The organism is Lysinibacillus mangiferihumi, from assembly GCF_003049665.1.
GTDB classification, from domain to species: Bacteria; Bacillota; Bacilli; order Bacillales_A; family Planococcaceae; genus Lysinibacillus; species Lysinibacillus mangiferihumi.
In genome coordinates, this window is the sequence record NZ_PYWM01000002.1 from 116664 (window position 1) to 129038 (window position 12375).

The 12375-nt window shown below is 33.6% G+C and carries 17 protein-coding genes; 14 read left to right on the top strand and 3 right to left on the bottom strand.

What is annotated here, in order from left to right; genetic code table 11:
* The first annotated feature begins 152 nt into the window (after window positions 1-152).
* Window positions 153-344 (top strand): zinc-finger domain-containing protein, encoded by a 192-nt coding sequence (locus tag C9J37_RS02585; protein ID WP_024363446.1) that lies wholly within the window; start codon window positions 153-155, stop codon window positions 342-344.
* Window positions 345-727: 383 nt separating this feature from the next.
* Here C9J37_RS02585 and C9J37_RS02590 read toward each other — a convergent pair whose 3' ends face one another.
* Together C9J37_RS02590 and pepF are read right to left on the bottom strand one after the other, a co-directional pair.
* Entirely contained in the window at window positions 728-1711 is a 984-nt protein-coding gene (locus C9J37_RS02590; RefSeq protein WP_107894117.1) for an SEC-C domain-containing protein, read from the bottom strand.
* A 224-nt stretch (window positions 1712-1935) separates the two neighbouring features.
* Window positions 1936-3741 (bottom strand): oligoendopeptidase F, encoded by a 1806-nt coding sequence (pepF, locus tag C9J37_RS02595; protein ID WP_107894118.1) that lies wholly within the window; start codon window positions 3739-3741, stop codon window positions 1936-1938.
* 229 nt (window positions 3742-3970) lie between these two features.
* Here pepF and C9J37_RS02600 point away from each other — a divergent pair, with 229 nt between their 5' ends.
* The 11 genes from C9J37_RS02600 (at window position 3971) to C9J37_RS02650 (ending at window position 9938) form a co-directional block, all read left to right on the top strand.
* Entirely contained in the window at window positions 3971-4411 is a 441-nt protein-coding gene (locus tag C9J37_RS02600) for a Dps family protein (RefSeq protein ID WP_024363449.1), read from the top strand.
* Window positions 4412-4500: 89 nt separating this feature from the next.
* Window positions 4501-5025 (top strand): general stress protein, encoded by a 525-nt coding sequence (locus tag C9J37_RS02605; protein WP_107894119.1) that lies wholly within the window; start codon window positions 4501-4503, stop codon window positions 5023-5025.
* A 125-nt stretch (window positions 5026-5150) separates the two neighbouring features.
* Entirely contained in the window at window positions 5151-5474 is a 324-nt protein-coding gene (locus C9J37_RS02610) for a helix-turn-helix domain-containing protein (RefSeq protein ID WP_107894120.1), read from the top strand.
* Between the two features lie 23 nt (window positions 5475-5497).
* Complete coding sequence (locus C9J37_RS29610; RefSeq protein WP_167397244.1) at window positions 5498-5818, top strand: IS3 family transposase; 321 nt, start codon at window positions 5498-5500, stop codon at window positions 5816-5818.
* A 499-nt stretch (window positions 5819-6317) separates the two neighbouring features.
* Window positions 6318-6506: a hypothetical protein gene (locus tag C9J37_RS02620; protein ID WP_103976978.1), complete on the top strand. Its 189-nt coding sequence runs from the start codon at window positions 6318-6320 to the stop codon at window positions 6504-6506.
* Between the two features lie 85 nt (window positions 6507-6591).
* The gene (locus C9J37_RS02625) at window positions 6592-6846 is read left to right on the top strand and encodes a hypothetical protein (RefSeq protein WP_107894122.1); all 255 of its coding nucleotides are present in this window, start codon (window positions 6592-6594) and stop codon (window positions 6844-6846) included.
* 127 nt (window positions 6847-6973) lie between these two features.
* Complete coding sequence (locus C9J37_RS02630) at window positions 6974-8134, top strand: MFS transporter (RefSeq protein ID WP_268807974.1); 1161 nt, start codon at window positions 6974-6976, stop codon at window positions 8132-8134.
* A 5-nt stretch (window positions 8135-8139) separates the two neighbouring features.
* Window positions 8140-8595 carry a class I SAM-dependent methyltransferase gene (locus C9J37_RS02635; protein WP_107894124.1) on the top strand — a complete coding sequence of 152 codons (456 nt, stop codon included), beginning with the start codon at window positions 8140-8142 and terminating at the stop codon, window positions 8593-8595.
* A gap of 146 nt (window positions 8596-8741) precedes the next feature.
* A complete protein-coding gene (locus C9J37_RS02640) occupies window positions 8742-8930 on the top strand; it encodes a hypothetical protein (protein ID WP_137067882.1) in 189 nt (62 codons plus the stop codon).
* Window positions 8931-8939: 9 nt separating this feature from the next.
* Window positions 8940-9326 carry an iron-sulfur cluster assembly scaffold protein gene (locus C9J37_RS02645; RefSeq protein ID WP_167397246.1) on the top strand — a complete coding sequence of 129 codons (387 nt, stop codon included), beginning with the start codon at window positions 8940-8942 and terminating at the stop codon, window positions 9324-9326.
* A gap of 261 nt (window positions 9327-9587) precedes the next feature.
* Entirely contained in the window at window positions 9588-9938 is a 351-nt protein-coding gene (locus C9J37_RS02650; RefSeq protein ID WP_456085528.1) for a DUF7878 domain-containing protein, read from the top strand.
* Window positions 9939-10268: 330 nt separating this feature from the next.
* Here the strand turns inward: C9J37_RS02650 and C9J37_RS02655 are convergent, their stop codons facing one another.
* Complete coding sequence (locus C9J37_RS02655; RefSeq protein ID WP_107894128.1) at window positions 10269-10796, bottom strand: GNAT family N-acetyltransferase; 528 nt, start codon at window positions 10794-10796, stop codon at window positions 10269-10271.
* A gap of 331 nt (window positions 10797-11127) precedes the next feature.
* On the opposite strand from C9J37_RS02655, the gene C9J37_RS02660 reads away from it, so the two are divergent.
* Entirely contained in the window at window positions 11128-11577 is a 450-nt protein-coding gene (locus tag C9J37_RS02660) for a Dps family protein (protein WP_107894129.1), read from the top strand.
* Window positions 11578-11776: 199 nt separating this feature from the next.
* Window positions 11777-12286 carry a general stress protein gene (locus tag C9J37_RS02665; RefSeq protein ID WP_107894130.1) on the top strand — a complete coding sequence of 170 codons (510 nt, stop codon included), beginning with the start codon at window positions 11777-11779 and terminating at the stop codon, window positions 12284-12286.
* Window positions 12287-12375: the final 89 nt, after the last annotated feature.

The following is a 12375-nucleotide window of genomic DNA, read 5'->3' on the forward strand; positions in this document are numbered from 1 at the left end:
TTTATTGTACAGCAATGGGGCTGTTTGACAACCTCCAAATGATTGAAACAATTTTTGTTAAATTAGGATGAACAAAATAGTTGCTTGAACACAATGTTGACTTCATAATAGAAAGACATGAAATTTGGACGTGAAGGGGGCGAATGTTCTTAATGGATAAAGTGACGGTTATGAAAGATATTGATGAACTACATGATATGTACTGTGCTGATTGCTTAGTCATTAAGCAACTGCGGAAAGAGCGTGGGAAACAAGGGGCCCATCGTTTTTGTATTGAGGCGTGTACAGTAGGGGAGCGACTGCAGTTTTTAGGGGAAGAGCTAATGAAAGTGTATAGCAAATAAGGCGCAAATTGTGAGAACTCTAATAAAAATATCCAATAAGAAATTTTTATGCATGAAATTAAGCATATGTAGTGCTTTTCTTGCATAAATAACTATATGTTCGGAAATAATAAAATTGGTTGGTTACCATAGAAAAAGCTACCTTGTTATCTGTTATGCAGATAACGAACGTAGCTTTTTTCTATTTATTTATTGGAACGCGGGTAAAACAGTGTAAATCGCAGATAGAAGTCCACCAAACGCGGGTAAAACAGTGTAAATCGCGGATAGAAGTCCATCAAACGCGGGTAAAACAGAAGAAATCGCGGATAGAAGGCAAATACCGCTTTAGCAAAACAAGTGTTAGATTGATTACAATTCAATCTAACACTTGTTTTTGTTTTTTATTTTGTTGAAGCATATTGACTTAAATCTTGGTAGTATTTTGTTAAAGAGGAAGGAGAAATATCGAAAGTCGCTGCAATTTCTTTGACTGTTAAAGAAAGGGATTCAAATAGCTCTTTTTCCTGACCGTAGCGAATAGCACCTGCTGCGATGGCCGCTTCTTTACGTGCAGAGGGTTGTCCTTCGATTAAGTAATCCTCTAATAGTTCAAGCATCGGAGCTGTTTCACGCTCATTTTGCTCAAGGAATTCCTTAACTTGTGTGATAACACCATTCTCGAAGCTTGTGAATTCTTCACCTTTGTAGCCGTTAGATACAAGTAGCTCCCAGAATGTTAAATGATCTTCTTTTAAGAATGTTTGAACTTTCTTATTGGAAGCCTCAAAATTTTCTTTTAACTTCACAAATACCTGTTCATGGTCTTGTGGGAAGAATATAAGCGTTGATACCGCTAGATAATGCGCTTCCTGCTTCGTGCCATCTGGCAAGATAAACGCAAAGACATGCATTCCCTCAGGAATTGGCTTATCATTTTCGCGACGGATATAAATTTCTTCATTTGAAAGAACATGACTAGCTTTAAAATATTTTTCCTCTACAACAGTTACCGTACCAATAAAGAGTGTAGGTTGTGACCAGCCTTCAAGTACTTTTAAAGTTGAAGGTCTTACCGTCTTTTTCTTCGTTTTCTTTAAATACCCTTTCCAAATAGATGGCTCTTGATGGAAGAAGAAGTCGTCTAACGCAATCGCTTCAATAAGCTCACGTTGTAGTACGCTCTCTAATTTAGGCTGCCATGTGCCAACATGCTCGATATAAGCACGAACATCTTTGCGTTCTGGATATTCTAAATAAAATGTTTGTAGTACACGCTCTAGTTCTTCGATTGCTACAGCTTCAACTGTAACTTGCTGTTTACCTTCACAACATTTTTTGTATTTTTTGCCGCTACCGCATGGGCATGGATCATTACGTTTTACCATAATTAGAAACACTTCCTTTGAAAATTGTTAGTCGATTTTTGCTAAATAAATTGCGTACACTTAATAATAACGGTACTTTTGTATGAAGAAAAATGATTATCTATTTTGAAATATCAAAAAATTAGAGGGACGCCCTAATTCTATTATATGTATGTATTTTCTAGCTTAGAACTAAAAAAAGAAAACCATCTACGCACTTGAATTGAGCGTAGATGGTAATACTATTAGACTTCAATCTCTGCTGTTAGTCTTTCAAGCTCGTCAATTAAATGACCGATGTAAGCAATTGTATCTCGCAGCGGTTGATCTGTCGTGACATCAACACCTGCCATTTGGGCAAGCTCTACAGGCGATTTAGTGCCACCTGCTTGCAGTACTTTTAACCATTCATCTACAGCCGTACTACCTTCTTTTAAAATACGTTGCGATACTTGTGTAGAAATCGTTAAACCAGCACTATATGTGTATGGATACAAGCCCATATAGTAATGAGGCTGACGCATCCAAGTCAATTCTGCGCCTTCTAGGATATGGACAGTATCGCCCCAGAAATCTTCTAAAACAGTACGTTTTAATTGATTCAATACTGTAGCATTCACTGATTCGCCAGCGTCCACTAGTTCATATACTTTACGTTGGTATGCTGCCTCTAGTAAATGTGTGACGAAGTTATGATAATATGTTTTCGATACGATGTTTGATATAACCCAACGTTTAAAGCGTTTATCATCATTATGTGTCAATAAATAGTTTGCTAATAACATTTCATTCATTGTAGATGGTGCCTCGATAAAGTAGAGAGAAGGGCGATTATTCAAATATGATTGATGTGCATGTGCATTAACAAAATGACCGGCATGACCAAGCTCATGGATTAGTGTGAATACCTCGTTCATACGCTCATTCCATGACATTAAAATGTACGGATGGCTACCGTAGGGGCTTGAGCAAAATGCGCCTGTGGATTTTCCTTTATTTGGTGCGTAATCAATCCAGCGCTCGTTGAACGCCCTTTCAATCATTTCCTCATAATCTTTACCCATCACAGCTAATGATTTTTCAACATAATCTTTTGCTTCTGCCATTGTTAATTTTGGATCATAGCTTGGATCGAGCGCTATTTTTAAATCAGCAAACGTCATTTTATCTAAGCCATGCGCTTTTTGTACAAGCTTGGCATAACGACGCATATGTGGAGCAAGCTCTTTTGTAATAAGGTCAATTTGACGATTATAAAGTGAACGATCGACATCTTGGTCAAACAGTAAAAAGTCAATGACAGAGTCGAAGCCCCGTAAATCAGCGATTGTTTTCTCTTGCTGGATATGCGTGTTATATACTTTAGCCGTAGTATGTTGATACTCACGAAGCTTGGTAGAAAAGGCATTGAATGCCGCACGACGGATCGTTGAATCGCTTTCTAGTTCCCAATCATTTTCGAATAACACATAGCTAAGCGGATGATTTTTGCCATTTGCCTCAAACTCCCCGAAATGCATATCCACGAGCTTTGTCGTGTTATAAATTTCATAAGGTGCGTCGAATGTAGAACGCAAAGCAGCAAGCGTTTTTTCTACTTCAGGATGTAGTTGATGAGGCTTTTGCTTTAACAGTTGTGTGATATAGCGATTATATAGGGGACTTGACGCTGCAGCTTGCTCTAAAATGGTTTCGTCTAATGCAAGCAATTCGCTATTCACGAATGCGATGGAACTGCTAATTTTTCCAATCGCCGTGCTAAATTTTGCTGCGCGCATTTGTGCAACGTCATCCGTACGATCAGCCTGTATATTTAAGCTCGCATAGGTTCCAAGAGGGATAATGCCTACTTGTAATGCTTCAAAGGCTGTCAGTACCTCAATTACCTTTTGCGCATCCGTAATGCTCCCCTTATAGGTGCTTTCAAATTTTACTGCATCTTCTACAAACTGAGCTAATGCAGGTTCAAAATCAGCGTCATTTTCAAGTAAATCCTGTAAATTCCACGTTTCTTCCACTGCAACATCTTTCCTTAATGGTAATACTTCCATGTCAGAACACCCCTTTTAACGTAAGTGATTCCATTATAACGAAACTATTTCGAAAAGTGAAATAATTACAGGGGGAAGAATAAGATTTTAGTAGCCTAGCGAAATCATGAATTTTTTAAAAAAAGAAGCAGAACGTGTTTGAAATTGTGTCAGTAGGGAAAAATGAAGTATAGCCAGAGTACAAAGCAACGCATACTAAAGGCTAGTATGAATTATTGGAGGAGATATTATGTCACAAAATTTAAACAAGCAACTAAATAAGCTAGTAGCAACATACTCTGTACTGTATACAAAATTGCATAACTACCATTGGTATGTAACAGGCAGTGCCTTTTTTACACTGCATGAAAAATTTGAAGAATTATATAATGAAACAACATTAAATTTAGATGAAATCGCAGAGCGTATTCTATCCAAAGATGGCAAGCCAGTAGCTACTTTAAAAGAGCATCTGGAGCTTTCTTATATAGAAGAAGCAACAGGTAAAGAAACAACGGAAGAAATGGTCGCTACAACAATTTCTGATTTCCAAAAGTTGATGAAAGCTTTAAACGCAACGATGGAGCTTGCGGCAGAAGAGGGCGACGATCGAACGGAAGACTTATTAAACGCTATGTATCAGTCACTTGAAAAACATGCATGGATGTTAAAAGCATTCCTGAACGAATAACATTAAAAGGAAGACAAAAAACAGTAAAGGCAGTTCCTCTGATACGAATAAGTATGGAGTGGCCATTAAAATAGGAGGACATATAATGCATGAATGAACAAAATCCATATATTGAAGTGGCACACTCGAAAGAGGAAATGCTAGAAATATTAAAACAAATGCATAGCCGAGGTTTTCACACGAATGATATTCATATTATTGCGAAGGACTCTACGCCATTTGAGGACATTAAATGGGAAACAAATGTACACACGCATGAGGCAGGCAATTGGCTCGATCAGTTTAAATCATGGTTTACAGGTGAATCTGCTGTAAAAGAAGGCGTCAAACGTTTTCATTTAAGTGAGGGGCAAACGGCCTACTATGCTCAACTTGTCGAGCATGGTTCCATTGTTGTGTTTGGCGAGAAGGCAAACACAGATGCCCCAGTAACAATAGCGATTGATCAAGAGGAAAATCGCTATTGGCATAATCCACTTGAACCTCGTGTCACTGCGCCTGAACCATTTATTGATACAATTGATCATGTCGAGACGCCTGAGCAACGAGAGCATCGGTTAAGAGCAGAAGAAAGTTTGGAAGAAGCGGAACAATTGAATAAAGATAATACGTAAGTAAAACCCTCTTCTGTTAAAGAAGGGGGTTTTTACTATATATTGCTTTACTATTCTGTTCTCGTTTATTGTTCTAACCATTATAATAGTATAAAAAAGGAATTGCTGAAAGGATAGCCGAACTGATGCCAAAGGGAAGAAAAACGACATTAGAGGAACGAGTTCAAATCGTTTTCTTTTGTTTAAAGCATGATAAAAACTACCAACTTACTGCAGATAGGTTTCAAGTGTCGTACCAACAAGTTTACCAATGGGTTAAAAAATATGAAGCGGGTGACGAAGCATCGCTACAAGATAAACGCGGGCGAACTAAAAAAGAACAGGAGCGTACAATAGAAGAACAATTTAAAGAAGAAATAAAATATCTTGAACGCGAAAATGAACGTCTACGTACAGAAAATGCATTGCTAAAAAAGCTAGAGGAAATCGAAGGGAGGAGAGTTATGTAAATAAATATACAGCCATTCAAGCATTGCATCACAACGACAACTACTCTATCTCGCTACTATGCGAATGCGCAGGAATTGCACGCTCGGCTTACTATAAATGGACACAGCGCGTACCAACAAAAAGGCAGCTTGAAAATAACGAGATTTTAAAAGAAATAAGCGCGCTACATGAAAAGGGACAAGCAAACTTTGGCTATCGCAAAATGAAGATCCATCTAAACCATAAATACAATAAACAATTTAATCATAAACGAATTTATCGATTGATGAAGTTAGCGAGTCTGCAATCGGAGGGAAATAATGCATTCTTAAAAAGTCCTACTGACAATCTAAATGATGAATAAAATTTGCACAATGTAAAGCTCAAAATGCTGATATTCTAGCGTTTTAAGCTTTTTTTACTTCTAGAATAAGTGAGGTATTTATTAGTGTGTTGAAAATATATGTATATGCAATATTTTAGATTAAAATAAGGAATTTTCTGAATATTTTGTTGACTTGTAAAAGGAAAACTATTATAATGTCTATAATTTATTTTAGGTACTATCAATAAATATAAGCAAATACATAATTTTTATATCTTTTAATCGCGAATCATTCAACCAATTCAATACATTTTATCTAAAGAAGCTAAGGAATTAGTTGTAATTCGATTTGATTTATAAGTAAATGTAAACTTGTAATTGAAGTAAGTAATTCTTTGTAGACTTAAATTTCTGAATTTTGCAAATATATTTTGTTTTATTTATTTCCTAAATTTTAATGTGTAGAGTAGGATTTTGAATTTAATCTTCGCCTAATGATTGAACATTCGCGTATTGTTTATGAAAGGGGGTGATATGTATGGGTACAACAGCTGTATTAAAAATCCATGAGTTTTTCAATTCAGAATCTGTAATTTCTCCTGTTCTATATGTTTCACCAAATACGAAAGCTTTAACTTTGGTTGAAATTATGGAAATGTTTGAACAAAGAATGGTGCATGAAGAAACGAATTGTAATTCTTCTGAAAACCATGTAATGCATTTATAGTATTGCCAAAAACTCACAATGTTATAAAAGTAGTTTAAGTTTTTTCAAACTTAGGCTACTTTTACAATTGAGGAGGTTTTAAGTTGTGAATAATGTTGGAACAACATCTTTTATTAGACGAATGCCAATCGAAATTAAAGATAGATTAGATAGAAAATTTAAAATCGATGGCGTGATAAATGAACCGATTTCATCATTTTTAAATAAAAATCACATTCCAATTGATGCTGTAATTGTAAAAAAGGATGGAAGTATAATTGACGATTGGCAAGAAAGAATAGAAGAAAATAGTGAATATGACGTATTCTACTTCATATCAACCGGAGTATACAATTATTGATCGAGAGTATAAAGATATTGGATTATGTGATTTATGCAAGATTTTAGAAAAACTTAATTTAATTAAATCGTAAAAAACATGGTGGTGAGGTTTTATAGAAGGGAAAATATGCCGAAATAGAAACATAATATATTCACAAGTTACGGCATCAATCGGAGAAGTGTTTTTAACAATTGCATTAGCATCTTTGGCTCTTCAAATTACTGGTTCACCTATACAAGCTGCCTGGTTGGTTTCAATTAGTGCCTTAGCAACTTTTATTATGGGATTAGTGGCTAGTTGGTTTATAGATAAATTTCCCAGGAAACATTTAATGTTAATTTGTGATATTCTTCGTGCCTTTTTAATTATTCCACTGTTTTTTATTTCAGATGAAAATTTTTGGTTTGTATATATAATTGTATTTCTTATTGCTTGTTGCAACTCTGTTTTTCATCCTTCAAGAGAAGGGTATATTCAATCTCAATTTGAAAAAGACGATAGATTAGAAATAGTTTCAACTATTCAAAGCTATTTATCCTCAATCAGTTTAATTGGTCCAACGATAGCAGGAATATTAATTGCGTTTTTTTCACCAAGGGCATCCTTTGTAATAAACTTAACTGCTTTTATAATTTCGGCTCTTTTTATAATGAAGATAACCAAAGATACTCCAGTTAGCGATTCTAGGCTAGAATCATTTTGGAAGAAAATAAGTTCGGGGTGGGTTTATTTATTTAGAAATAAATCACTATTAAAATTGAATATAAGTAGAATCTTTTTAACTAGCTCTTTAGCAATTTATGTAATAGTTAATTATTTATATTTAGCTAGTATGGGAAATCAAACAATTTTCAATATCACATTAACGTTTCCCATTTTGCTAGGTTTAGTTAATACGATTCAAGGAGCTGGTGCATTAGTTGGAAGCTTTGTAATCAAGAAGAATAAAAAAAAAATCTCGAATAATTTAGAAAAGTTATTTATTTATTCTGGTGTGATTTTTGCGACCGGTTTCATTTTATGGACTTTCGAAAATATAAACTCAATTATTCTAGGGAGCTTTTTAATAGGTATTGGATTGATTGTATGCAGAACTGGTATTTCTTTAATTGGTCAATCAATAACTGATTCAAGGTATATAGGTAGAGCAATTACAGTTGGAGATGCAATGGCGAGACTTAGCAATATTACAGTTACGAGTCTTACATCCATATTAATTATATATTTTAGTCCTAAATTATTATTAAGTTTAAGTGCTATACTAGCAATTGCGATTTCTATAAATTATCTTGAAAGGAAAGGTTGAGTAAAATGACAAATCAACCGATCGTATGTTCATTTCCTAAGCATAATACAGACACGATAAAGGAAAATTGGTATGAAGATTATTTTAATGATGATTATTGGAATCTTGTGTATTATTCTTGTTCATCAATAGAAATTACAGAAAATGAGCTATCTTTCATTACATCCATATTGGAAGAATCAAACGCATCTACAGTATTAGATTTATTTTGTGGAATTGGAAGACACGCAAATAGATTAAGTGAAGAAGGTTATATTGTTACCGGTTTGGATATAGATCCAAATACAATAAAAATTGCAGAAAGTTCAAGTGAAAGTCATGTTGATTATATAGTTAGTGATGCAAGAGATTTTACTACAAATAATAAATATGATTGTTGTCTCTTAATGCAAACTTCTTTTGGCTATTTTTCAGATATAGAAAATCAAAAATTAATCTCAAAAAAATTTATTCACTATTAAATGAAAATGGTATTCTTATTATCGATATACCAAATAGAGATAATATGTTGAAAAATTTTAGATATAGAGATTGGGTAACAATAGACGATAAAACTTACGTTATATCGCACCAATTTGATTATATCAACAGTAGAAGAAATACTGCTATGAAAGTTATTGATAAACAAGGACAAAGAGAGCAAACTCATAGCATAAGAATGTATTCAATTTCTGAAATGATCGCAATACTAGAAAATAGTAATTTTGTGGTACAAAAATTGTTTGGAGATTTTACTATAAGCAATGTTCGTTTTAATAATGATTATAGAAGATTACAATTAGTTGCTCAAAAGTAGGTGGAGTATTTGATTTTAAATGATAGATTTATTCAAAACTTGATTTTAGATCATGCTAGGAAACCAAGAAATTATGGTAAGTTAGAAAATGCAGCTATATTTGAATCTAGTAATCCAGGTTGTAACGATGTAGTTTTAATTTATTATAAATATGTGAATCAAAAATTAGTTTTTACGTTTGAAGCTTTAGGGTGTACATTATCACGTGCATGTGCTTCAATCTTATTGGAAGAAATAAATGGAAAATGTTTAATGGAAATTAGCGAGTATGGTAAAGGTTATTTAGAAGAGATTATTGGTTCTAAAATTATTAATAGTCGACCTAGATGTTCAACTTTGGCATTAAATACCGTGACGAGTATAGTTAAAGAATTGACATATACTACAATTAAATGATAGTAATTGAAGGTTATCCATTAGTAGTTATTACAAAATAAAACTTACTGTATATAAAGCCTTGAAATGCTGGTATTCTAGATTTTTGGGGTTTATTCTTTTTATTAAAAATATTCATGAAAGCTTGGTAATGAGGTATGGAATGTGTATAATTCTATTCATTTTGAGCTTGATATTTTAAGCGAATCAGGCGCCATTTCTAATAAAGATCAAAGAAATGTTTCGCTAATTTTGAGTGTCGAAGCTATTTAACAAATTCAAATTAATGATGTTATATATTTTGAAGAAGAACTAGCTATTTTAGAATTTTATAAGTCGTTGTTTCTATGGAAAAAAAGAATCAAAGAAAACGAACTACTAGCATTCCATTATTACTCAGTAGAGTATGATGAATATGATGATGGAGCGATTATTTCTTTGATCCCTTTTTCTAATAAAGCACGGGTAAAATCCATTTGGGCAAAATCTAATATTTATAATGTTTTTGACTTAGATTATATTGTAAATGAATTTTTAGCTTTAGAGAAAAAACTTAAAGAAGCTATTGAAATTTACTTTAATATTGAATTAGGCAAGTTTATTAAACATATTCCGTATAGTACAAAAGGTTAGTTTTTTGGCAAGTTGACGAAAGCTAAAAAATACTACAGTGTACCGTTTGATAGTCAGATTCAAACAATTTTGATGGGGGTTACTATATGACTGAAATACTTTTAGTGTTGAACTATCAAAATAAGTTTTATACTATGAGGAATACATTGCCGAATATACTGCTAAAAATATATAAACTAAATTAATAAACCGAATGCTGAAATTAAGGACGCTTGTAGTACCTATAATTTGCATTCGGTTTATTTCGTCTAGCTACTATATTTTGGCTATAACTCTTTGTTGAAGTAGTTACTATTTTAAGTGATACTAGGATTAAATAAACCCTTATTGTTACAAACGGCTTGCCTCCGAATCGCTCCAATTATAATAAACAAACTTTAATTTTTGTCCATTCATTGCAAATTCTTCAGAACTTGTGCCAGTGTATATAAATCCATTTTTTTTTAATACTTTTTGTGAAGCTATATTGTTTGTTGTTGTTTTCGCAGCAATTTGTCGAATGCCTTTATTGCTCGCGATTGTTAATAATAACTTTACCGCTTTATTAGCAATGCCTTTACCGATATGTTCATCGCCAACTCGATAACCGATATGACCTAGCTGTTGATTTTTATCTATATCGGTTAAATTTATACGCCCAACGATTTGTCCAAGTTCATTTTTGATTAAATAGAAATAAGATAGCTCTTGCTCTTGTTCATTTATTAGCATAAGGTTTTTCTTTTGAAAATTTTTAAAATCATAATAATCATCGCCACGACTTGGTACCATTTTTTCAAAATATGCCCGATTTTTAAGCTCAAATACATATAAATTTTCCATATCATCGTATGCCAATTGGTTTAATGTAATATTCATAGAGTCTCCTTTTTTGGAAAGATGTGTCCAACGTTTTATTTCATTATACAGATAAATTGTATTGCATGTAATATATTGCCTGTTTCTTTAGAGACTTATTTCTTTAATGAAATTTAACTTACTGTAAACCGAACGCTATAAATTATGCTTTTTCTAAAGTATCTAATGTAGGGTTCTTTTTATTTTTTTTCGATGCCAATCGTACATAGTGTATTAAGATTTTTACCCTTTTTGTTATTTTTTTATTTTATTTAAGGTGTCTACTTGACAGGATTCGACAGTATATTGCATACTGAAATTATATAAATAACAATAATTTGGAGGGGTAATTATGCCACAAGATTTAAACAAGGAATTGAATAAACTCGTAGCAACATGGTCGGTACTGTATACGAAACTACATAACTATCATTGGTATGTAACCGGGAATGCCTTTTTTACACTCCATGCAAAATTTGAAGAATTATACAATGAGGTTACATTAAATTTTGATGATACGGCTGAACGTATTCTATCCAAAGGTGGCGAGCCTGTCGCTACTTTAAAAGAATACCTTGAGTTATCCTATGTAGAAGAAGCAACGGGAAAAGAGACAGCAGAGGAAATGGTCGCAACTACTATTTCGGACTTCGAAAAACAAATGCAAGCTATCAATAATACGATGCAGCTTGCTGCAGAAGAAGGCGATGACCGTACAGAAGATTTGCTTAATGCGATGTATCAATCCCTTGAAAAACATACTTGGATGTTAAAAGCCTTTCTTGATAAAAAAAGCGCTTAAAATACAGAGCACTTGGAGTTTAGTTAAAGCTCCAAGTGCTTTTTTAATTTTTGGGGGACAAGCAATATGACAAATAGGCAACAGAATAATAATTGAGATGACAATTATTACAGTTGTATAAAGGATGCATAAAAAGGGTTTTTTCTTAAAGTGTCTGGGTACATACATAGTAAGCCTTACAAATTAGGAGGAATTGAACATGATGAATGAACAAAACCCAAAAATTGAAGTTGCACATACGAGAGAAGAGATGTTTCACATTTTAAAATGTATGCGCATGGAAGGTTACCACACGGATGAAATCCATATTATTGCAAGAGAAGCTAGTGATTTGGAAGATGTCAAATGGAACGCTGATGTGAAAACCCACGAAGCTGGTAATTGGTTTGACCAAATTAAATCATGGTTTACAGGAGAAACAGCGGTCACAGAAGGATTAAAACGTTTTGATTTGACAGAGGGTCAGACAGCATATTACGCACAACTTGTGGAAGAAGGGGCCATTGTATTATATGCGGAACATGATGACAACATCGATCCAACATGGGCTACACTTGGCGTCGAATCACAACGTACACAACTTGATGCGTTGGATACACGTGTCACGCCACCTGAATCGATTGTGGATGAGACACCAGCTCAACGTGAGGAACGCTTAAAGGCTGAAGAGCGTATGAATGATGCTGAACAAATGAGAAGATATTTGTAGTTAACTATAATACTAGTATTTTATAAGTGATCTGTATTGTTGCGGAAAACGCTCACCGCGGACATCAATGTTAATAGTAGAAAAAAGTG

Excerpts from the sequence above, each read along its gene's own strand:
- C9J37_RS02600 (WP_024363449.1), top strand. The coding sequence starts at position 3,971 with ATGTCACAAAATTTAAACAAGCAACTAAATAAGCTAGTAGCAACATAC.
- C9J37_RS02660 (WP_107894129.1), top strand. The coding sequence starts at position 11,128 with ATGCCACAAGATTTAAACAAGGAATTGAATAAACTCGTAGCAACATGG.
- C9J37_RS02655 (WP_107894128.1), bottom strand. The coding sequence starts at position 10,796 with ATGAATATTACATTAAACCAATTGGCATACGATGATATGGAAAATTTA.
- C9J37_RS02585 (WP_024363446.1), top strand. The coding sequence starts at position 153 with ATGGATAAAGTGACGGTTATGAAAGATATTGATGAACTACATGATATG.
- pepF (WP_107894118.1), bottom strand. The coding sequence starts at position 3,741 with ATGGAAGTATTACCATTAAGGAAAGATGTTGCAGTGGAAGAAACGTGG.
- C9J37_RS02635 (WP_107894124.1), top strand. The coding sequence starts at position 8,140 with ATGACAAATCAACCGATCGTATGTTCATTTCCTAAGCATAATACAGAC.
- C9J37_RS02590 (WP_107894117.1), bottom strand. The coding sequence starts at position 1,711 with ATGGTAAAACGTAATGATCCATGCCCATGCGGTAGCGGCAAAAAATAC.
- C9J37_RS02665 (WP_107894130.1), top strand. The coding sequence starts at position 11,777 with ATGATGAATGAACAAAACCCAAAAATTGAAGTTGCACATACGAGAGAA.
- C9J37_RS02640 (WP_137067882.1), top strand. The coding sequence starts at position 8,742 with ATGAAAGTTATTGATAAACAAGGACAAAGAGAGCAAACTCATAGCATA.
- C9J37_RS02610 (WP_107894120.1), top strand. The coding sequence starts at position 5,151 with ATGCCAAAGGGAAGAAAAACGACATTAGAGGAACGAGTTCAAATCGTT.
- C9J37_RS02605 (WP_107894119.1), top strand. The coding sequence starts at position 4,501 with ATGAATGAACAAAATCCATATATTGAAGTGGCACACTCGAAAGAGGAA.
- C9J37_RS02620 (WP_103976978.1), top strand. The coding sequence starts at position 6,318 with ATGGGTACAACAGCTGTATTAAAAATCCATGAGTTTTTCAATTCAGAA.